A 21,600-nucleotide genomic window follows, 5' to 3' on the forward strand; every position below is an offset into this window, starting at 1 on the left:
GTCAGGCGGCCCGGGCCAGGGGTATCACCTTGTGCGGCACGTGCGGCACCGGTTCATCGAGTTCGAAGAAGAATTTCTGCTGGCCGAACGCCGGTTTCAGGTGGTCGATCCAGGTGGCGTGCTCGTCGAATTTGGCATAGAAGGGCCGGCGCACCCAGTCCGGATTGCGCGCCTGCAAGAACTGCAATGCAAACAGTTTTTCGCCATGGATGGTGACCACGCCATCGATCACGATCTTGCCGGGAAACGCGCTCATCGACGGCCCGCGCACCGTGCGCGACAGACCCGACACCTGCTGGTAGGCAGCCTGGAATATCTCGTGTGCGCGCGCCAAAGGCAGTTCGAAGTAGCCGCGCGGCCCTGTGTCGCGCTCGACAAACATGTAATACGGAATCGCCCCCAGCCGCGTGCCGGTCTGCCACAGCTCGGCCCAGCTGTTCGGGTCTTCACTGATATGGCGTATCAACGGGCCCTGCATGCGCAAGGTGGCGCCGGTGCCGACGATGCGCTTGACGGCCTGGCGCGCGATCTCGGGACGCAGTTCGACCGCATGGTTGTAATGGCCCATGATGGCCAGGTTCTTGCCGGACTGGACGATGCGCTCGAACAGGCGCAGCAAGTCGTCTGCATCGCGGTCGGACACGAAACGCTGGGGCCAGTACGCGACCGACTTGGTGCCGATGCGTATGTTCTGGATATGCTCCAGCGCCGGGTCCAGCAGCGGCTCCAGGTAGGCCGCCAGTTGCCGTGTATTCATGATCAAAGGGTCGCCGCCGGTGATCAGCACATCGGTCACTTCGCGGTGCAGTTTCAGATAGGCCACCAGTTCATTCGACTCGCGCGCGTCGAACTTCATGTCGTCCATGCCGACGAACTGCGGCCAGCGGAAGCAAAAGGTGCAATACGCGTGGCAGGTCTGGCCGGCACTGGGAAAGAACAGCACCGTCTGCGCATATTTATGCTGCAGGCCGCGCACCGGCACGCCGTCCATGGTCGGCACATTGTGCGTCAGCTGGCCGGCCGGATGCGGGTTCATGCCCAGGCGTATCGTGCGCACATAGGCGTCGATGGCGGCCTGGTCCTGCTTTTCCAGCACCAGTTCGCGCAAACGCTCGTACTGCTCGGGCGGCAGCATGTCGCGGTGCGGAAATACCAGCCGGTAGATCGGATCGTCGGGAATATTGTTCCAGTCGATCAACTGGTCCAGCACATATTCATTGGTGCGAAATGGCAGGACTGTCGAGACCACCTGCACCGCCTCGCGCTGCTCGGGCGGCAACCATTCCCATTGCCGCGCCTGGCGGATGGACTGCCGTGTATAGGGTTTGAATTTGGCTGGCAGCAATTCGGTATTCGTGTTGGGCATGGGTTCTCCGTCGGGATGGGTTTGGCATTGAAAAACCCATCATAGTTCTTGCTTAAAGGCATGAAATTGCACTAAATCAATGGCGCAGCTGCCACCCTGTTGCCGTCAATAAACCTGCATTCAGGCAAGAAAAAACTTGTGCTATCGCAATTTCACATGCGCTGACTCAACGTAAATTAGGGCCTGGCACTCCCCCATCACTGAACCGAGGACAGATCATGAAACGTGTATTGACCGGCACCGCGCTGTGCCTGCTGTTTGCCCATGCCGGCCATGCCAGCGCTGCCGTGGAACCGACGGCAAAAGACGCCATCGCCATGGCCGAACGGGGCGCCGCCTTCATCAAGCAGCATGGCGAAAAGGAGATGATGAAAAAGCTCAGCGCCAAGGACCCGGAATTCGTGCAGGGCGAGCTGTATGTGGACATGCGCGACATCAAGACCGGCATCGTGCTGGCGCACCCGATCAATCCGTCCATCGTCGGCAAGGACCTGGTCGACGTGCCCGATGCGAATGGCAAGAAATACCGCCGTGAAATCATCGAACTGGCGCAAAAGCAGGGCAAGGGCTGGGTCGATTACCAGTACAAGAACCCCGTCAGCGGCAAGATCGAGCCGAAGACCACCTACATCCTGCGCGTCAACGACGTGGTGCTGGAAGCGGGCATCTACAAGAAATAGCAGTGGCGGGCCGGCCGCGCCGGCTTCGCTTCCATCCACAGGCAGGAGGACATATGCTCGACAAATTACGCATCGGCCCCAAGCTGTTGCTGGCGCCCACTCTGGTGCTGTTGTTGCTGTTGCTGAGTTCGGCCAGCGCCTGGTACGGCATGGTGCGGCAAAATGCCTCGATGGAAAACATGGTGCAGGTGCGCATGGCGCACCTGAAAGCGGCGCTGGACGTGGCCGGCGAGGTGCGCTATGCGCACGGCAATATGTACCAGTTGCTGTCGTGGACCAACGGCAGCTTTGCCAAGGCCCGCCTGGAAGCGCTGGAAGGACAGATCAAGCAGCGCCACGGCGAGATCGCACGGCAACTGGGCACCCTGCGCGCCAGCGCCAAGGGGGCGGAGCTGGCGATGGTCGATGGCGCCAGTGGCGCGCTGGGCGCCTATCGCAAGGCGGTGCTGGAAACCATGGAAATGGCACAGATGGATTTGTCGATCGCCGCCAATTCGATGATCAAGGCGGAAGCCCAGTTCGGCCAGCTCAACGCCCAGTTGGTGAAGCTGGCGGCGCTGGAAACGTCGCTCGGTACCGAAGCGCATGCGGCGGCCGTCGAGCAGTTTCACAACCAGGGCTGGACCTTGCTCACCACAGTGCTGCTGTCGATTTGCGCCTCGGTGGTGGTGACAATGCTGGTGCGACGCGCCATGCTGCGGGAAATCCACGGCATTGCCGAGGCGGTGCAGCAACTGGCGGCGGGCCGCCTGACGGCGGGCAAGAGCAGGCAGGGCAATGACGAGATCGCCGCCACCTCGCGCGTGCTGGACCAGTGCATCGCCAAGCTGAACCAGACACTGCGCACCATTTTGTCGGCCGTGCAATCGATCGATACCGCCTCGCGCGAGATCGCCACCGGCAATATGGACTTGTCGGCGCGCACCGAAATGCAGGCCAGTTCGCTGGAACAGACGTCGAGCGCCATGGCCACCCTGACCGAGGCCGTCAACGACAACGCCGGCAATGCGCGCCGCGCCAGCGAACTGGCGGCGCAGGCGTCCAGCCTGGCGCTGCAGGGCGGCGCGGCGATGCAGCAGGCGGTGGCGACCATGGCCACCATCCGCGGCAATTCGCGCCAGATCGTCGACATTATCGGCGTTATCGACGGCCTGTCGTTCCAGACCAATATCCTGGCGCTGAACGCGGCGGTGGAAGCGGCCCGCGCCGGCGAACAGGGCCGCGGCTTTGCCGTGGTGGCGTCCGAAGTACGCACCCTGGCGCACCGTTCGGCCGCTGCCGCGAAAGAGATCAAGACCCTGATCGCCACCTCGGTAGCCACCATCGACGGCGGCAGCGTGGCGGTGCAGCAGGCGGGCGACAGCATGGGAGCCATCGTGGCCTCGGTGCAGCAGGTCAACGAGATCATCCAGCGCGTCGAGCAGGCCAGCGCCGAACAGGCAACCGGCATTACCGAGGTGAACCTGGCGGTGACGCAGATGGATGACGTGACGCAGCAAAATGCGGCGCTGGTGGAACAGGCGGCGGCCGCGGCGGCCAGCTTGCAGGAGCAGGCCGTGACGTTGTCGGCGGCGGTGGCGGTATTTACCCTTGACCAGCCACAGACGAGCTCAACTGCGCTGGTTGCCCGGGAAGCTTTCCAGGCGCCGGCCAGCCACACCGAACGGCGTGCCGCGCACAGTGCGCTGCGCGCCAAAGCCGTACCGGCGCCACGGCGGCGCAACGCCTAGCCATACCAACCTAAGCCACCCGCATCGGCTTGCTCAAAAACTTCGAGCCAGCTTCCACAAAGCGCCAGGGCACGTCCATTGCCTTGGAAATGCCGATGCGCGGACCGGCCAGCACCACCACATCCTCTTCTTCCCGCCCCAGCAGCACGAACGGTGGCGCGTCCAGCGGCAAGCCGTTGTGCGCATGCGTGACACCGAGCGCCTGGCAGACCTTGCCCGGCCCCGAGCACAGCAGCCGCTGATCCTCGACGCCGCGCCGCGCGCGCATCGCGTCCAGGCCGAACAAAGGCTCGATGGCGCGGATCAGCACGCCGGCGCCATGACCGGCCTCGCGGCAGACAAAATTGAGGCACCAGTGGATGCCATAGGAACGGTAGACATAGGCCTGCGCCGGCGGGCCGAACATGGACGCGTTGCGCGGCGTCTGGCCGCCAAACGTGTGCGAGGCCGGGTCCAGCCGGTCATAGGCTTCGGTTTCCACGATGCGCCCGCCGACGCCGTCGACCAGCACGGTCACGCCGATCAACTGGCGCGCCACCAGGCTGGAATCCTGGTTGAAATCGATGTCTGCGAGGATACTTTTCATGCGCCCATTGTAGCCTGCGGCACCCGGCGCACGTTTCTTGAAAACATATAAAACTTGCAGATAACACCATCAAAATACGGCTTGCCGGCGTCTGAAAATCGTCAATAAACGAGCGCCAGCGGAAAGAATTGGCGGTTTTTGCCATAAATAAGAACAGTTCTGAACTATTGCCTTTGATAAACAGCGATAATCGTCCGCGACAGTCCAACCAGCGATAGTGATGATGATGAACGCAGCATTGAAAGTGGCAGAGCCGGCAAAAGCGGCAGGCGGCGATCCGGTCGAGGCATTGATGCGGTCGATCCGTATTCCACCGCGCCCCAGCCTGCTGGTCGACCTGCAGCGCGAACTGGCCGAGCCCGATCCATCGCCACGCAAGATCGCACGCATCATCGCCGACGATGTCGGCATGTCGGGCGCCCTATTGAAACTGGCCAACTCGCCGTTCTATGGCGCGGCGCGCAAGGCCAAATCGGTCGAACAAGGCATCAATTTCCTCGGCATCAACCAGTGCAGCGCTTTGATGACGGGCTTGCTGGCGCGCCAGGCGCTGGAAGCCGAGGGCGTGGAGCTGAACAATTTCTGGGACGTGTCGGCCAAGCGCGCGCGCGCCGTGGTATTTACCTCGCGCAAGCTGCGCATCGCCCCGCCCGATATCGCCCACACCTTCGGCCTGTTCTGCGATATCGGCGTGCCGCTGCTGATGAACCGCTTCCCCGATTACGTGAACACGTATGCGGCCGCCGCCAACGACGCCCACAACAGTTTCACGGCAGTGGAAGACGCGCGCCACCAGACCAACCACGCCGCCATCGGCTGCTTGCTGGCCCGCAACTGGGGCCTGTCGTCGGACGTGGCGTGGGCGATTTTGCACCACCACGACTACAGCGTGCTGGGCGATCCGTCCACCGATGACGCCATCCGCTCGCTGATCGCGCTGTCGCTGCTGGCCGAAAAAGGCATACAGCGCTACCATGGCAACAGCAACTCGATCGAATGGGACAAGGGCGGCGAACTGGCCTGCCAGCATCTTGGCCTGTCGGCAGAAGAAGCAGCCGACCTGCTCGATGAGTTGCACGAGATGTTCGACACTGACCATTAAGCTGGTGCGACCTGTATCATCGCGATGGGCGCCAGGCTTTTGCTTCAGGCGCCCTTTTCCATTTATCACTTGAATTCAACTACTCACCATGCCCAAGAACAAGCGCCCTGCCCCCCGCAAATCGTCCAATTCGCCCGAAGAGAAGGACGAAGCCGTCGCGCGCATGTTGAGCACGATGGCACTGAACCTGGCGGAACAGGAAGACAGCGAGTCGCAAGGCACGGTGCTGGCCGAGCAGGCCGTCGAGTTCGGCCGCCTGATCCGCAAGAGCCTGAACCAGAAGAAAGACGAAGTGCTGTACGACGCCATCGAGCGCGCCAGATACGAAGACGTGGGCGCCTACCAATACCTGCGCAGCCAGATCGAGGAAGCCTCGTCGGTGGTGGTAATTCGCCGCGACAACGCGCCGGCGATGGAAATCAACGCCTTCGTGGTGCCGCTGCTGGTGCAAAGCACGGGCGGCCTGAAGGAAGCGGACGGCTTCCAGGACCAGGACGCGTTCGAAGCGCTGGTAAAAAGCTTCCAGGCGTCCGAACTGGAAAGCGCCAAGGCCAGGGTCGTGCTGATGAGCCACGCCTACGACCTCGACGAAATCGACCGCATCACTTACAGCCACCTGCATGAAATGGTGCGCGACGCCTACACCTCGATGACGGATAAAAAAATCGTTATCGCCGCCGGCCTCGAACGCAGCATCGCCGGCTGGAGCGCCACTGAATTCGGCGCTGGAGACACCGCCGTCGAACTGCGCTTCCTGCTGGGCTTTGCCCTCAAGCGCGTTGACGACCCGTTCTACACGGAACCAAAAGACGAAGCAGCGCTCGACGCCTGGTTCGACGCGCGCATGGAACGCTACCAGCAATGGACGGCCAAAGTCGCCCCGCTGGTGCAGCGCTGCCTGGCGCCGGCCGGTAGTACATTGGAAGTCAGTTTCCTCTACCAGGATCTGTTCCATGGCGGCAAGGAACAAGGCCTGGCCGAATACGCCATGCTGCAGATGATGTCTGGCATCAACCACGCGCTGGCGGAAAACAACATCGACGCCGGCGACGTCTCGGTGGTGGTCGGCCCGGCCGACGAGCACGGCGACATGCTGCTGCGCGTGAACGTCTACGCGGCCGGTGGTGAAGTGCTGCACAGCGCCGACAAGCCGCTGGACCTGGCGGCCGACTTGCAGGACGAAGTCAATGACGTATGCGACGCGCTGGCGATGATCGGCGTGACGAATCTGTCGGTGGCGCTGAAGTTCGATGGCCAGGGGCAGCCGCAGGAAGTGCATGCTTACTCCCTCGACTGAAGCAGGCGCTTCCGCTTGGCAACAGGCAAGCAGAAAGTATCAAGCTACCCGAACACTCAACCCACGGCAGCGCTGACCGGCTCGGGCCGCTGTGCAAGCAGGTGGGACAGCCGTTGCAGGCCCGCCTGCAAGCGTGTACGGTCCTTGATGCTGCCCAGGGAGATGCGGATGGCGTTCTCGGCGATGCTGCCGGTGGCGAAGGCCTCTGCCGGCGTGACGGCGATGCCGTCGCTGGCGGCTGCACGGGCAAGCTGCGCGGAGTTCCAATATGCCGGCAGCGCCAGCCATACATGCAGGCCGTCACCGGCCCCGCTGTAGCGTCCCGCCAGGATATCGCGCGCCATGCGGTGGCGCAGGCGCGCCTCGTTGCGGATGCCTTCCATCAATCTGCCAGCCGAACCGTCGAGTATCCACTGCGTGGCCAGTGCGGCCGTCAGGGGCGCGACCATCAGCGCAAATGATCTGAGCGCGACCAGGAAACGTTCGCGCTCGACCGGGTCGCGCAGCAGCACGAAGGCGACCCGCAAGCCGGGCGTCAGGCATTTCGACAGGGTCGAAATGTAGAGCACCTGTTGCGGGGCAAACGTGGCAATCGGTGGCGGCGGGGCATCGGCAAGCAGCCAGTAGGGATCGTCCTCGACGATGCGTATATTGCAGCGCTGCGCGACGCTGGCGAGCTGCTTGCGGCGGCGTTCCGGCATGGTAATGGCGGTCGGATTCTGCAATGTGGGATTCAGGTAGACCAGCGCGGGCTTGTGCTGGCGGCATGCCTGTTCCAGCGTCTCGGGCAGCATGCCGTGCTGGTCCGCTTCCACCGCAATGATGTGCCGGCCGAACCGGGTCGCTGCGGCAAGCAGGCCGGGATAGCTGATAGGCTCTGCCAGGATCACATCGCCAGGCTCGGTCAGCGCAAGGATGGCTGCGGCGATCGCCGCTTGCGCCCCCGGGCAGACCACCAGCTGCTGGAAATCGAGCGGTCCAAACATCGGCGCCAGCCATCTGGCGCCGGCCTTGCGGTCGGAGTCGCTGCCCCCGCCCGGGTGGTAGGTCATCAGCAATTCATTGTCCGCCCTCATCAATACCTGAGACAATCCCTGTTTCAGCATGTCGTCGAAGTCCACGCCGGCCGGCGGTGGCGGCGTATTCATGGACAGGTCGAGGATGGAGGTCAATTCGACTTTCGGCGCCGCGACATATGTGCCCCGGGCGCCGCGCCCCTCCAGCAGGTTGCGGCGCCGGGCTTCGTCGTAGGCGCGCGTGATCGTTGTCAGGTCGACCTCCAGCTGCGCCGCCAACTGGCGCTGCGGCGGCAGGCGGTCGCCCGGTGACAGGGAGCCGTCTGCCACCGCCGCCTGCAAGGCATCGGCAATCTGCAGGAAACGTGGCCCTTTGTTTGCGGCCAGGCGCGGCAACCAGATGCTCAACTGTTCATCTTGTATGGTTTTCAACTGGGACATTTTGTCTCAATGTATGGAAATTGTTTTAAAGTAGTATGCCTTAGAACCTGCAGCAACAGCTTCCTTGCATGGCAGTTGCTGGCGTTTTCTCCTTTCGCCTTAGATAGTGGCAAGTAATAACCTGGAAATACTCAAAATGATCGATTGGATCCCTATCGTCCTGGTGACGTTCAAGGCGCTCGTGCTCGGCACGGGCATGTTCTTCGCCATCAAATGGCATTACGATCAAGGCAAGAAGGACAAGGACAAGGCGAAACAGAATCGCGCGGTGCTGCGCGCCAGCGGCAAGGCGGTCGCCATCTTCGTGCTGTTGCTGCTGTGCCTGGGACTCGTCACCTTCTTCTTTGTCAGCAAGCTCGGCCTGGAATTGGCCTTTTCATGATGGCAAGGTGCCCTCACGCCCACCTCGCTACCCCTCCAGCCTGAACAGCCTCACCAGCTCCGACAACTGCCGCGCCTGTTCCTGCATTGCCTGCGCAGCCGCAGCCGCCTGTTCCACCAGCGCCGCGTTCTGCTGCGTCACGTCGTCCATGCCGATAATCGCCTGATTGACCTGCGCAATGCCCGTATTCTGCTCCTGCGTGGCGGCGCTGATGTCGTGCATATGGGCGCTCACTTTGGCAATACCCTCGACCACATGGCGCATGGCGTCGCCGGCCTGGCTGGCCAGCTCGCCGCCTTGCGCCACCTGCGTGCCGGACACGCCGATCAGGTCCTTGATCTCCCTGGCGGCTGCGGCGGAGCGTTGCGCCAGGCTGCGCACTTCGCCGGCCACCACGGCAAAGCCGCGGCCCTGCTCGCCGGCGCGCGCTGCCTCCACTGCCGCGTTCAGGGCCAGGATATTGGTCTGGAAAGCAATCGCGTCGATCACGCCCGTGATGTCGGCGATCCTGTTTGAAGACTGGCCAATGGCGCCCATGGTGTCGACCATGCGCGCCACCACGGCGCCGCCCTGCTGCGCCAGCTGCGAGGCCTCCAGGGCCAGGCTGCTGGCCTGGCGTGCATTGCCGGCGTTCTGGCTGACGGTGCCGGTCAGCTCCTCCATTGAGGCGGCCGTCTGTTCCAGCGCGCTCGCCTGCGCTTCGGTGCGCGCCGACAGATCAAGGTTGCCGTGGGCGATTTGCTGCGAGGCCGAGGCGATCGCCGCCGCATTGCCCTGCACCTGTCGCACGGTGGCGGCCAGGTCATCCTGCATGCGCGCGATGCTGTGCAGCAGGCTGCCATGGTCGCCCGCGCGCACGGCAACCGGCTGCGACAGGTCTCGCCCGGCGATGCGGCGCGTCACCTCGCTCGCATAGGCCGGCTCGCCGCCGAGCGCGCCCAGCACGCGCAAGATTACCTGCCGGCCCAGGGCTAGCATCACGGCCAGCGCGGCCAGGAAAAACCACAGGAACTGCAGCGCCGCGTCCCAAAAGGCGCTTTCGATGTCGTCGCCGAAAAAGCCGGTGCCGATCCACCAGCCCCAGGGCTTGAAGGCGATGATGCCATTGAGCTTGGCCACCAGCTGGCCGTCGCGCCGGCTCTTGACCGACACCAGCCCCACTTCGTTTTTGGCCAGCGCCTCGACATAGGCTTGCGCATCGGGCCGGCCATCCATGGTTTCGCCCTGGGCGATCACGCCGATATTCTTCGGGTTCGGGTGCACCAGGTTCAGGCCATCGGGCAGGCGCGCCCAGTAATAGCTCTTGCCTTCGTTGTTCAGCTGGGTCAGCGCGGCCTTGGCGGCGGCCTGCGCCTGCGCGCGCGTCAGGCTGCCTGCCAGTTCCTGCGCGTGGTAGTGGGCGACCAGGTGTTCGCCCATCTTGAGCATATTGACGATCTGCGCTTCACGGTCATGCAGCATGGCCGCGTGCAGGGTGCGCAGGCTGTAGGCGCCCAGCATGGCCATGGCCAGCAAGGCGGCGCCGACCAGCAGGATCAGGCGGTGTGACACTTTCATGATGTTCCTTCAAAAGGCGCAGCGCGTTTTTCTCCAGGCGTGACGATCCCCGGGCACGCGCTTGAGGCGGTCCCGGGGCAGCCAGGCAGTAGGGAAAAGAGGCTAGCGCGGAGGTTTGGTAGCGAGATGCGGCATGAAGTATTCGGGCCGCAGTTTGCGGGTAATTTCCAGCACTGGCAGCACGTGATCAAGGTGGCTGCGCATGGCGGCGACAGCAATCTTCGGGTCACCCGAGGCCAGCGCTTCGATCACGTCGCTGTGTTCCAGCATCACGTCGCTCATGCGTCCGGCCAGCGGCAAGGTCAGTTGGCGATAACGGTCCATCTGGGTTTTCGCCTGCAGTATCATCGGCCACACGCCCGGATAGCCGGACAGTTCGGCCAGCGCCGCATGGAAACCTTCGTCGGTGCGGTGAAAGCCGCGGATATCGTTATTGGCGATGCATTCGGCTTGCGTGGCGAGGATGGCGCGCAGGCGGGCGATGCCCTCCGGCGTGGCCCGTTCGGTGGCTTTTTCAATGATCGCCGTTTCCAGCGCACAGCGCACCAGCATCGCTTCTTCGAGCGAATCGAGCGGAATGCGCGCGACAAAAGTGCCGACCCTGGGCAGCACCTCGATCAGGCCTTCCTCGGCCAGCCGCTGCACCGCTTCATGCACGGGCGTGCGGCTGGTGCCCAGTTCTTCGGCCAGTTCCTTTTCCACGATGCGGGTGCCGGGCAGCATGCTCATCTCGACGATGCGCTGGCGCAACAAGCCATACACGCGGCGCGCGGCGCTGATGCCGGTTTCGGCAGGAGAAGGAGAAGACGACAAATTCATAGGCTGGGCCAGTTCAAACGGATCAACGACAGGGCAAGCTGGAGAGCCCTGCCCACTTTCAGCTCGGCATCAGTGCGCGCGCGATAATCGCGCCGCGCTGGCCGATCACGCAGCCGGCCAGGCGATGGCCTGCCAGCGCCGCGTCTGCCGGCTGCTTGCCGGCCAGGCGCGCCGCGAAATAGGCCGCGCCGAACGAGTCGCCGGCGGCCGTGGTATCAACCACTCGGGCCACCGGCGGCGCCGCCACTTCCTCAAGCACGCCATCGCGCCAGACGATGCAGGGTTGGCCACCGCGCTTGAGCACGATTTCGGCCACGCCCAGCGCGCTGGTGCGCGCGATGACCTGGTCGATCGACGCCGGGCCATGCAGCGCCTCTTCATCGTCGAGTGTCAACAGGGCCAGCGAAGACAGCTGCAATACGCGATGATAAACCTCGACGGCCACTTGCGCCTCCCCCCAAAGGCGGGGCCGGTAATTATTGTCGAACACGATCTGGCCGCCATTGGCATGGCAACGCGCCAGGCTCGCCAGCAGCAGGTCGCGGTCGGCTGGCGCCAGAATCGCCAGGCTGATGCCGGACAAATACACGTAGCGAGCGACTGCCAGCTGCTCCAGGATGGCCGGCGCCTGTGATCCACGCAGCCAGTGGCGCGCCGCCGAATCGCTGCGCCAGTAATGAAAGCGCCGCTCGCCGTCGGCATCGGTCTCGATCAGGTACATGCCAGGCAGCTTGTCGGCCAGGCGCTGCACGCAGTTTGTTGCGATGCCCTCGGCCTGCCAGCTGGCCGCCATGTCGTCGGACAGGCCGTCGGTGCCGAGCGCCGTCACATAGGCGATGCGGTGACGGCCGGCGTCGACCAGGCGGCTCAGGTACACGGCCGCATTCAGGGTATCGCCGCCGAAACGGTAGTCCATCGCCTGCGCAGTGTCGCCACCTTGCGCACGCTGCAATTCGATCATGCATTCGCCGATCACAAACACGGTCTCGGCAGTATTGTTCGTCTCCATCTCACTCCTATCAATCAAGAACGCCAGCGTGACACCGCGCCGGCATCCGTGAAGATGGCCGGCGCGGCATGGTGTGCAAGACTACAGCCTGCTGATTACTTCTTGTCCCAGGTCGAACCGAACAGGTTGGACTGGCCGATCGCCGGGAAGTCGACGAAAGCACGGCTGCAATCGACTACCTTTTCCACGTCAACCGCTTGCGTGGCCGTGCCGTTGACCGTCACGCGCTCGGCGGCGTTGGCGAAGATCGGCAGGTTGGTGCCCTTGATCGTCAGGTTCGCGTCCGACGAGATCATCGTCGTGCTGTTCGGCGAGTCCGTTACCACGTTGTTCAGGTTCATCACCAGCGGGAATTGCGGGTTGTCGAAACCGCCCGTATTCGCCTTGAAGCCTTGCAGCTTGATCGCAGTGTTACCCAGGATGCGCACATTGTCCAGCGTGATGTCGTGGAAGTTAGGATACTGCGGACCGGCCGTCGGCAGCGCCTTGGTGCTGTAGTAGGTGGTAAACAACAGCGCGTTCAGGGCGTCGCGGATGCAGATATTGCGGTAGTGGACATTGCTCACTTCGCCGCCACGGGCATAGTCGGACTTGATGCGCAGTGCTTCTTCCGAGTGCGTAAACGAGTTGTCATACACTTCGACGTTGGTCACGCCCGCATTCGTTTCGCTGCCGACCGAAATGCCATGGCCCCAGTAGATATGGTTGTGGGCGATGATCATGCCGTGCTTGCGATCCGAACGCACGTCGCGCTTGCCGTCGATGGCGAACAGGCCGGAACCCGCTGGCGAAGGATTGGCGCTGCCTTTCAGTGCCACATCATCGTCGCCGGTGCTGACAAAGTTATAGGCGAAGACGAAGTTCTTCAGGTAGCCGTCAAACGACATCGCGCCGGTCGAGGTGGTGCTGCTGCCAGTGGCCAGCTTGCCCGAAATCGCCTTGCCGGCCGCACCCGGGTCAAACGCGTCGGTGTTCTTGACGTTGTCGGCGTTATAGGTTTCGCCGTTGTACAGCGGGTTGCCGTTGCCGGCCGGGTTGGCAAACGCCGCCAGGGTCGGGGTCTGTACTTTCACGCCCCATACCGTCAGGCCATCGACGCCGCTCGGCACGACGTGGAAGTTGGCGCTGTTATTGAGCGAGATGCGGTACAGGGTCAGGTTTTTCGCGTAGTTGAACACCATCATGCGGAAGTTCGACTGCGAGCCCGTGCCCGTCACGCCGTTCTGCACCATATTGCCCAGGAACGCCAGATCCCACCAGCTCATGTTGCGCGCCGACGATTTCGAATCGACCGTGGTGCCGCCGTTATCGCACGACACGCCGTCGGCCGCCTGCTTGCCGGTGGCATACGCGGTATAGGTGTTCGAGCAGGTCATGTCGACCTTCATCAACGGATACAGCTTGTTGGTGGTGACAATTTCCGCATACGCGCGGCTGTCGATCGAACCGTCGCCCATCACGGCCGAGTTGACCAGGTTGGAGCCGTTGATCAGCGCCGTGCAATTGCCCGAGCTGCCGGCCTTGGTCGAGCTGACCGCCGTATTGCCGCAGTAAGGGCCGGCTGGATTCGGCGAATAGGTGGTCACGTCGCGCGAGGCGTACAGGGTCACGCCCTTGTCGATCCACAGGGTCACACCGGACGGCAGGGTCAGCGGGCCGCTGATGAAGCCATCGCCCACGCCGGACTTGTTGACCACCAGGCGCACCGCGTATTTGGTGCCGCGGTATTCGGGCTTGGCCAGCTCTTCGCCGGAGACTCCGGCGATATTGACGTTCTTGACGTTGGCGGTTTTTTGCGCGGCGGTGGCGGCGGCATCGGCGGCGGCGATTTTTGCACCCACTTCGGCATCGACGGCAGCGCCGCAGGCGTCAAGCGCGGCCTGGATGCGGGCCTGGTCAGGATTGGCGGTGGCAGTGGTCACGGCCACGCCGACACCGGCTTTCGACGGATCTGCTTCCGGTGGCAGCGAGCCGTCCGGACGGCGCACCAGGTTGCTGGTCGCTTCGAGAGTGGCGCAGACCTGCGTGTCTTTGGGCAGGGTCGGTTCGGCCGGCAGGTCCGGATCGAAGGCGGTGGTGCCGACCTGGAATACGCTGCCCGGGGTGTAGCTGGTGGCCGTTTCGCCCTTGGTGTCGCCACCGCCGCCGCAAGCGGCCAGCATGACGGCCAGCGGCAGGGCCACGCATGCCTGCGTCCAGCCTGGATTACGTTGTTTGATACCTGACTTCATGATGCATCTCCTGATGGAAGCGCGCTCTGGGGCGCGCTGTGTGCCGGCTCGCGCCGGCTCTTTTTGGAACAAGGTTTAGAAACGCGCGATCATGCCAATGCCGAAGGCGCGTGGCGAATTGCCGGGTGCCAAAAAGGCGTCGTCGGTGCCGGCCTTGTTGCTATGCAGCGGCGACTGGCCCAGGTTGACGTTCTGCTGCGACTTGTTGTTGATGCGCGTGAAGTACACATACGGCATGAACTGTTCGTCGATCTTGTAGGTCGCGCCCAGCGAGATCTGGGTCGCGCCAAAATCGTCGGCACGGCCGAAGGTGGTGTTATCGAGCTTGCCCAATTTGCCGGCAGCCAGCATCACGGTGGTGTCGTAGCCCACTTCCTGGCTCAGCGACGCCATCACCGAGCGCTGCTTCATGCTGCCCGTTTGCAGCGCCGTGTAGATATTGCCCGGCGTAGGCAGCGACTGCAGCGCGTAGCCATAGCTGCCCGATTCAAAACCCAGGCCGACCGACGTCTTGGTCGGGAATTTGTAGGTCGCCAGCACCTTGTAGAACGAGGTGTTCACGCCGCTGACCGAGGTGTTGCGGAAGCCAAAGCCTTTCGACAGGTTTTCCACGTCCACGCCGGTGTTTTGCTGGCGGTCGTAGCCGGCGCCGATCGAGAATGCGCCGAGCGAGTACTTGGCGGCCAGCGAATAGCGCGCGCGGTCGTCGCCGGTGTCGCGCACTTCGTCGAAGCCATACGAGGCGCCAGCCTGGAAGCCGTTCCATTCCGGTGTCAGGTAATGCGCCGAGTTCTTGTAGCGCGCTTCGCCGCGGCCGAACAGGCTGTCGGCATTGCCGCTCAGCTGGGCCGAGGTGTTGTTCCACACGTCCAGGCCCTGCACCGACAGTCCCAGGTTGCCGCCCAGCGCGCCGCCCGAGCCGACCAGGCTGCGGTAGACCGAGTCGTTGTTGCCGATGATGAAGCGGCCGAAGCGCTTGCTTTCGATACCGACAAAGGTGTTGCGCGATTCGATGGTTGAGGACTTGCCCTGGCCATTGATGCCGCCTTCGTCGAAGTTGTTCAGGCTGCCCTCGATCTGCCACAGGCCGCGCACGTCGCCCTTGATGCCGATCGAGCCGGCAAAGCCGATGCGCGAATTGCCGTCCGAGACGCGGCCACGGCTGCCGTAAGGGGTGGCGCCGCCTTCGGCTTTCACCGATTCGATCTCGCCGTTCAAAAAGCCGTAGATGCGGGTTTCGACCTTGCGGCCTTCCAGGAAACCGTCGGCCAGCGCGCTGCCGGACAGGGCCGCCAGCAGTGCGGTCGCCAGCACGCGGCGGGTCAGTTTGTGGTTCAGTTGTTGCATGTCTTTCTCCTCTGGTCGCGCCTTAAGGTGGCGCTTTATTAACATCATTGAAAATAGTGATCCCTCCGCCCTGCACGGATGCGAACAAGTCGAAGGGAATTAAATGCTGGTGTCAGCCAAATGCCGGTTTGCCCAGCGGGACCGATGGCGCGATTTTTTCGCGGATCAGGATGCACACCACGGCGGCGGCCACCAGGTCGAACACGGCCAGCAGCATGAACAGCGGGCTGTAGCCAACCAGCGTCACCAGCACGCCGAACAGCAAGGTGAAGATGGTGGCGCCCAGGTAGCCGGACATGCCGGCAAGACCGGTGGCGGTGGCGACTTCGTTCTTGCCGAAGACGTCCGAGGTGATCGAATACAGCGCGCCGGACAGGGTCTGGTGGGCAAAGCCGCCCACGCACAGCAGGGCGATTGCCGCATACGGGCTGGCAACCAGGCCGATGCAGGCCGGGCCGATCATGCAGACGGCGCCGACCACCACCACCAGTTTGCGCGAGGTGAACAGCGATACTTTCCAGTATTTGTGGAACCACGGGCTCAAATACCCGCCCAGCACGCAGCCGATATCGGCGGCCAGGAAGGGCAGCCAGGCGAACATGGCGATTTCCTTGATGTTCATGTGGCGCTCGGTGGCCATGTACAAGGGAATCCAGGCATTGAAGGTCTGCCAGGCGGGTTCGGACAGGAAGCGGGGAATCGCAATCGCCCAGAAATTACGGCTGCGCACGATCTGGTGCCAGCGTGCTTTCGGCGCCACGCCAACCCCGTTGGCGTCGCTCTGTTCCTGGCCTTCGAGGATGAAATCGCGCTCCTTGTCGGAGAGCATTTTCTGGTCGCGCGGGTGCTTGTAGAAGGCCAGCCACAGGCCGGTCCAGACGATGCCGATGGCGCCGACGATGACGAACGACATCTGCCAGCTGCCATGCAAAATGGTCCACACCACCAGCGGCGGCGCGCACAGGGCGCCGATCGACGAGCCGATATTGAACCAGCCGATGGCGATCGAACGCTCCTTGGCGGGGAACCATTCGGTGGTCGCTTTCACGCCGGCGGGGATGCCGGCAGCTTCAGTCAGGCCCAGCATGCCGCGGAACAGCGCCATGCTTTGCCAGCCGGTTGCCATCGCAGCGCAGGCGCAGGCCACCGACCAGGCAAGTGCGAACATGGCAAAGCCGATCTTGGTGCCGACTGCGTCGATGACATAGCCGGCGATCGGCTGCATCAGCGCGTAGCAGACCTGCCACGCCACCACGATATAGGAATACTCCTGGGTGGTGATATTGAGCTCACTCATCATCGTTGGCGCTGCCACCGACAAGGTATTGCGCGCCAGATAATTGACGATCAGACCGGCCGTGACCAGGCCCACCATCCACCAGCGCATGCCGCGTACTTTGTTCATTTTGTCTCCCTCTAGCCATCCACGGCGGCGCAGCTGCGCCGCCACTTTTCGGGCCGTTCAGCCTTCCTTGTGGAAGTGCCTTCGGCCTCGGTTTTATTTTTACTGCGGTACTGCTAAAACTTTTCTTACAGCGCTTGCAGGGCGCCGCGCATGCCCTGTGCGTCGATGCGCGCCAGCGCGCCGGCTACCGCCTGCGCCAGGCCTGGTACCAGGTTCATGTCACGGCCCCATGTTTTTTCGTTGGCCAGCCAGCCCTGCGCCAGTTGCTCCAGGGTCAATGCGCCCGCATCGATGTCCTGCCAGGCAGCCGCAAACCAGTCCAGCGTGGCCGCATCGTCGGCCAGCGCGATCACGTCGCCGCGATACAGGCGCATGGTGGCGGCCAGGGCCAGCACCAGCCGTTGCGGCAGCTGGCCTTGCACTTCCACATAGCGCAGCAGTTGCGGCGCGATGCGGGCGGCAAATTTGCTCCAGCTATTCAATGCAATCGAGGCCAGGCGATGCTGGATATACGGGTTGCGAAAGCGCAGCAGCACGTCGCGCGCAAACTGCTGCAGTTCGTCCTGCGGCAGCGGCAGCGCCGGAATGATTTCCTGCGCCAGGGTGTCCGCCAGGTAGGCGCCGACCTGCTCGTCGTTGACGGCCTGGCCCACCGTTTCCAGGCCGGCCAGCAGCGCTACCGGCACCAGCGCCGTATGGCCGCCATTGAGGATGCCGACCTTGCGTTTCTTGTACGGCGTGATGTCGTCGACCAGCCGGATATTGAGCTTGGCGCCGGCCAGTTTCAGTTCCTCGGCCAGCCAGGCAGGACCCTCGATGACGAACAGGTAGTAGTACTCGGCCGCCACCAGGAACTGGTCGGTGTAACCCAGGTCCGCTGCGATTGCATCGGCTTCGCCTTCGGGAAAGCCGGTAACGATGCGGTCGACCAGGGTCGAGCAAAATACGCAGGCTGAATCGATCCAGGCGGCAAAGCCGGCGTCGAGTTGCCACAGGCTGGCGAAATGCAGCACGGCCGCCTTCAGGGCCGGGCCGTTCTGTTCGATCAGTTCGCACGGCAGCAGTACCACGCCCTTCTCGGCACTGCCATTGAAATGCGTATAGCGCTCGAACAGCAGGCGCGCCAGCTTGGCGGGGAAGCTTGACGGCGGTGCGTCGCCGAACGCATCGCTGTTGTTGGTGGCGATGCCGGCCTCGGTGGTGTTCGAGACGATAAAGCGCAGCTCCGGCAACTGCGCCAGCGCCAGGTAGTCGCCGTACATGGTGGCCGGGTTGATCTCGCGCTGCACGCAGGCGATGGTGCGGTACTCGCTGACCGGCGTACCGTTTTCATCAAGGCCGCGCACCACGGTGGTAAACAAGCCGTCCTGCACGTCGAGCAGGGGCGAGCCGCTGCCGCCGCGCGGACGCACCACCACCACGCCGGCGTTCAGGCCACTGCGTTCATTCAACAGGTCGATCTGCCAGTCGAAAAAGCCGCGCATGAAGTTGCCCTGGCCGAACTGGAGGAATTTGATCGGCAGCGCGTAGGGCGCGCTGCGGCGTAGGGTAGGCATGGACGTATGGCTCACAGTGAAATGTCGCGTTTCCAGAAGATGAAGTCGTACTGCTGCAGGCGGTCGGCCTTGGCCGTGTACTGGCCGCCGGCGGTGGCCACCACCATGTCGAACAGGCCGTTGGCCACCTCCGGCAACGGCGTGCCTTCGATCACGGGGCCGCAGTCATAGTCGATCAGGTCCGACAGCTTTTTGGCGACGCGGGTGTTGCTGGAGATTTTCAATACCGGCACGATCGGGTTGCCGGTCGGCGTACCGAGGCCGGTGGAAAACAGCACCACATTGGCGCCCGAGGCAACGATGCCGGTTACCGATTCGACGTCGCCGCCCGGTGTGCACAGCAGCGACAAGCCGGCTTTCGGGCTTTGTTCGCCGTAGTCGAGCACCGAGACGATGGGCGAGGTGCCGCCCTTCTTGGCCGCGCCGGCCGATTTCATCGCGTCGGTAATCAGGCCGTCGCGGATATTGCCGGGGCTGGGGTTGTCGGCGAAATGTGTGCCGACCGCTTCGGCGCGCGCTTCGAAGTCGCGCATCAGGCCCAGGAAGCGGCGCTTGTCGTCGTCGTTTTCGCAGCGTTCGATCAGGTTCGCTTCGACGCCGCACAGCTCGGGGAATTCAGCCAGGATGGACGAGCCGCCAACGGCCACCACCATGTCCGACACCAGGCCCATGGCCGGGTTGGCCGAGATGCCGGAAAAACCATCGGAGCCGCCGCACTTGACGCCGATTTTCAGGTGCGACAGCGGCACCGGCTGGCGCGTGACCTTGTTCGCTTCTTTCAGCTGCGCCAGGGTATCGGTCAGCACCGCCTTCATCATGGCGTCTTCGCTGTCCCACTTCTGTTGTTCGTAGATCAGGCAGGGCTTGTCGAAATTTGGATTCTGTTTTGCCAGCGCTTCCTTGAACATGGAAATCTGCGCGTTCTGGCAGCCCAGGCTGAAGACGGTAATGCCGGCCACGTTCGGATGGTCGGCATAGGCCGACAAAATCCTGCAGAGCGAGCGCGCATCGGCGCGCGTGCCGCCGCAGCCGCCGTTATGCGTGATGATGCGCACGCCATCGAGGTTCGGGAACGGACGCACCACCGGTTTTGGCGCTTCCATCTCTTCGCCCAAGAGCGACAAGGTGAACGACGCCAGGTCATTGCGGGTGTAACCGAGCGGCGCTTCGAGCGCATTGCGCAGGTGCTCGACATTGCGGTTTTCACAGAACACCAGCGGGAACACCAGCCAGTAATTGGCGGTGCCCACGCGGCCATCGGCACGCACCACGCCGGGGAAGGTGGCGCCATCGAACCGTGCCACGTCGGGCGGCGTCCAGCTGTACGGCGCCTGCGGTTCCAGTTCCACTTCGGCCGCATAGTGATGCAGGTTTTCGGTGGTGACGGCTTCGCCGCGGCGGATATCGACCGTGGCCTTGCCGACCGGCACGCCGTACAGGCGCAGGATCTCGCCGGTGGCAAACGCGCGGCGGGCCAGCTTGTGCTTGGTCTTGACGGCGCTGCTGATCAGGATGGAGTCACCCTCCCAGTTGACAACCTCGCCGGCGGCCAGGTCGGACAGGGCGACCAGCATGTCGTCGTCGGGGTGAATACACAATACTTTTTGCATGACTGTTGTTCCTGGCGGCGGCTGAGGGATTAGAGCTGGAAGTATTTGCGTGCGTTGTCGTAGCAAATGCCGCGCACGATGGTGGCCAGCGCCTCGAAGTCGTTCGGGTATTCGCCACCGTGGACCCACTCACCGATCTGGCGGCATACCAGGCGGCGGAAATAGTCGTGGCGCGGGTAGGACGCAAAGCTGCGCGAATCGGTCACCATGCCGACAAACACGCCCAGCACGCTGTGGTTGCCGAAACCGACCAGCTGCTGCAAGTTGCCTTCCTTGTGGTCGTTGAACCACCAGGCCGGGCCGAACTGCAGCTTGCCGGCGACGGTGCCGTCCTGGAAGTTGCCGACCATGGTCGACAGCACTTCGTTCATGTTCGGGTTCAGGCAGAACAGCATGGTTTTCGGCAGGCGGTTGTCCTGATCCAATGCGTTCAACAGCGAGGCCAGGCCGGCGCTGCTGCCCATGTCCGAGATCGAGTCGTAGCCGGTATCCGGACCGAGCTTGGCGCGCATGCGGTCGTTGTTGTTGCGCTGGGCGCCGATATGCAGGCACATGGTCCAGCCATAGTTGGCGTAGACGCGGCCAATCGCTTCCAGCAGGCCGCGCAGGTACAGGCCGTTTTCGGCATCCGTCAACAGGGTACCTTGCAGGCGTTTGGCGAACAGCGCTTCGAGTTCTTCAGGGGTAGCGCCCACCACCGGCAAGGTGACGTCGACGGCATGATCCGAGATGCGCGCGCCACGCGAGTGGAAAAATTCCACGCGCACGGCCAGCGCGGCGATCAGCGAGGCAAACGAAGTGACCGGCACTTGTGCCACGTCGCCCAGGCGTTTCAGGTACTCGATAAAGCGCGGCTGGTTGATGCGCATGGCCTTGTCCGGACGGTAGGCCGGCAGCACGCGCGTTTTCAGTGCCGAGTTGGCGATTTCCGCGTGCTGCAGCAGGTCGTCGGCCGGGTCGTCGGTGGTGCAGGCGATTTCCACGCCGGCCTGTTCCAGCAGCGACCAGGTGTCCATGGTGGCCAGTTTGGCGTTGGCCTGTTCCCAGATCGCATCGGCATTCGCTTCATTGATCAAGAGGTCGATATTGAAGATGCGGCGCAGTTCCAGATGGCTCCAATGGTGGATCGGGTTGCCGATCGCCAGTGGCAACACCTTGCAGAAGGCGCGGAATTTTTCCTGGTCCGAGCGCTCGCCGGTGATGAATTCCTCGGCCACGCCCGCCGTGCGCATCAAACGCCATTTGTAATGGTCGCCCGCCAGCCACAGCTCGGCGATATTGCGGAAGGTCTTGCGCGCGGCGATTTCGCCTTGTTGCAGGTGCGAGTGGTAATCGATGATCGGCAGGTCGGCCGCCACTTCGTGATACAGCTTGCGGGCCGTTTCGGTGGTGAGTAGAAAATCCTGATTCATGAACTCGGTCATCGTAGCCATCTCCTTGCTTTGCATGTTTTGTCGTGGCACCAA

17 protein-coding genes are annotated in these 21,600 nt (G+C 63.1%); 5 read left to right on the forward strand and 12 right to left on the reverse strand.

Features of this window, described 5'->3' with window-relative positions; genetic code table 11:
* Window position 1: 1 nt before the first annotated feature.
* Entirely contained in the window at window positions 2-1,366 is a 1,365-nt protein-coding gene (locus AC0Z42_RS09930) for a KamA family radical SAM protein (protein WP_485468055.1), read from the reverse strand.
* 218 nt (window positions 1,367-1,584) lie between these two features.
* On the opposite strand from AC0Z42_RS09930, the gene AC0Z42_RS09935 reads away from it, so the two are divergent.
* Both AC0Z42_RS09935 and AC0Z42_RS09940 read left to right on the forward strand, forming a co-directional pair.
* Complete coding sequence (locus tag AC0Z42_RS09935) at window positions 1,585-2,046, forward strand: cache domain-containing protein (RefSeq protein ID WP_485468056.1); 462 nt, start codon at window positions 1,585-1,587, stop codon at window positions 2,044-2,046.
* 53 nt (window positions 2,047-2,099) lie between these two features.
* On the forward strand, window positions 2,100-3,776 hold the full coding sequence (locus tag AC0Z42_RS09940) for a methyl-accepting chemotaxis protein (RefSeq protein ID WP_485468057.1): 1,677 nt from the start codon (window positions 2,100-2,102) through the stop codon (window positions 3,774-3,776).
* A 10-nt stretch (window positions 3,777-3,786) separates the two neighbouring features.
* On the opposite strand, the gene AC0Z42_RS09945 is transcribed toward AC0Z42_RS09940, so the two are convergent.
* Window positions 3,787-4,362: a DNA-3-methyladenine glycosylase gene (locus AC0Z42_RS09945; protein ID WP_485468058.1), complete on the reverse strand. Its 576-nt coding sequence runs from the start codon at window positions 4,360-4,362 to the stop codon at window positions 3,787-3,789.
* A gap of 223 nt (window positions 4,363-4,585) precedes the next feature.
* Here AC0Z42_RS09945 and AC0Z42_RS09950 point away from each other — a divergent pair, with 223 nt between their 5' ends.
* Together AC0Z42_RS09950 and AC0Z42_RS09955 are read left to right on the forward strand one after the other, a co-directional pair.
* Window positions 4,586-5,464 carry an HDOD domain-containing protein gene (locus tag AC0Z42_RS09950; protein WP_485468171.1) on the forward strand — a complete coding sequence of 293 codons (879 nt, stop codon included), beginning with the start codon at window positions 4,586-4,588 and terminating at the stop codon, window positions 5,462-5,464.
* 88 nt (window positions 5,465-5,552) lie between these two features.
* A complete protein-coding gene (locus tag AC0Z42_RS09955) occupies window positions 5,553-6,761 on the forward strand; it encodes a hypothetical protein (RefSeq protein WP_485468059.1) in 1,209 nt (402 codons plus the stop codon).
* Between the two features lie 56 nt (window positions 6,762-6,817).
* Here AC0Z42_RS09955 and AC0Z42_RS09960 read toward each other — a convergent pair whose 3' ends face one another.
* Window positions 6,818-8,218 carry an aminotransferase-like domain-containing protein gene (locus tag AC0Z42_RS09960; protein WP_485468060.1) on the reverse strand — a complete coding sequence of 467 codons (1,401 nt, stop codon included), beginning with the start codon at window positions 8,216-8,218 and terminating at the stop codon, window positions 6,818-6,820.
* Window positions 8,219-8,354: 136 nt separating this feature from the next.
* Between AC0Z42_RS09960 and AC0Z42_RS09965 the strand changes: the two genes are divergently transcribed.
* Window positions 8,355-8,600 carry a hypothetical protein gene (locus AC0Z42_RS09965; protein WP_485468061.1) on the forward strand — a complete coding sequence of 82 codons (246 nt, stop codon included), beginning with the start codon at window positions 8,355-8,357 and terminating at the stop codon, window positions 8,598-8,600.
* A gap of 27 nt (window positions 8,601-8,627) precedes the next feature.
* On the opposite strand, the gene AC0Z42_RS09970 is transcribed toward AC0Z42_RS09965, so the two are convergent.
* The 9 genes from AC0Z42_RS09970 to uxaC all read right to left on the reverse strand — a co-directional run bounded on the left by AC0Z42_RS09970 (window position 8,628) and on the right by uxaC (window position 21,567).
* Complete coding sequence (locus tag AC0Z42_RS09970) at window positions 8,628-10,157, reverse strand: methyl-accepting chemotaxis protein (protein ID WP_485468062.1); 1,530 nt, start codon at window positions 10,155-10,157, stop codon at window positions 8,628-8,630.
* Between the two features lie 102 nt (window positions 10,158-10,259).
* Window positions 10,260-10,976, reverse strand: coding sequence for a GntR family transcriptional regulator (locus AC0Z42_RS09975; protein WP_485468063.1), 717 nt, complete (start codon window positions 10,974-10,976; stop codon window positions 10,260-10,262).
* A gap of 58 nt (window positions 10,977-11,034) precedes the next feature.
* The gene (kdgK, locus tag AC0Z42_RS09980; RefSeq protein ID WP_485468064.1) at window positions 11,035-11,985 is read right to left on the reverse strand and encodes a 2-dehydro-3-deoxygluconokinase; all 951 of its coding nucleotides are present in this window, start codon (window positions 11,983-11,985) and stop codon (window positions 11,035-11,037) included.
* A gap of 95 nt (window positions 11,986-12,080) precedes the next feature.
* Window positions 12,081-14,147: a glycoside hydrolase family 28 protein gene (locus AC0Z42_RS09985; RefSeq protein WP_485468172.1), complete on the reverse strand. Its 2,067-nt coding sequence runs from the start codon at window positions 14,145-14,147 to the stop codon at window positions 12,081-12,083.
* 144 nt (window positions 14,148-14,291) lie between these two features.
* Window positions 14,292-15,563, reverse strand: coding sequence for a porin (locus AC0Z42_RS09990; RefSeq protein WP_485468065.1), 1,272 nt, complete (start codon window positions 15,561-15,563; stop codon window positions 14,292-14,294).
* A 112-nt stretch (window positions 15,564-15,675) separates the two neighbouring features.
* Window positions 15,676-16,968, reverse strand: a complete 1,293-nt coding sequence (locus tag AC0Z42_RS09995) for an MFS transporter (RefSeq protein WP_485468066.1) — start codon at window positions 16,966-16,968, stop codon at window positions 15,676-15,678.
* A 125-nt stretch (window positions 16,969-17,093) separates the two neighbouring features.
* Complete coding sequence (locus tag AC0Z42_RS10000; RefSeq protein ID WP_485468067.1) at window positions 17,094-18,524, reverse strand: tagaturonate reductase; 1,431 nt, start codon at window positions 18,522-18,524, stop codon at window positions 17,094-17,096.
* An 11-nt stretch (window positions 18,525-18,535) separates the two neighbouring features.
* Window positions 18,536-20,134 carry a UxaA family hydrolase gene (locus AC0Z42_RS10005; RefSeq protein WP_485468068.1) on the reverse strand — a complete coding sequence of 533 codons (1,599 nt, stop codon included), beginning with the start codon at window positions 20,132-20,134 and terminating at the stop codon, window positions 18,536-18,538.
* A 29-nt stretch (window positions 20,135-20,163) separates the two neighbouring features.
* A complete protein-coding gene (gene uxaC, locus AC0Z42_RS10010; protein ID WP_485468069.1) occupies window positions 20,164-21,567 on the reverse strand; it encodes a glucuronate isomerase in 1,404 nt (467 codons plus the stop codon).
* Between the last annotated feature and the right edge of the window lie 33 nt (window positions 21,568-21,600).

Source organism: Janthinobacterium sp. 1L-D-8-B-C4, from assembly GCF_057291295.1.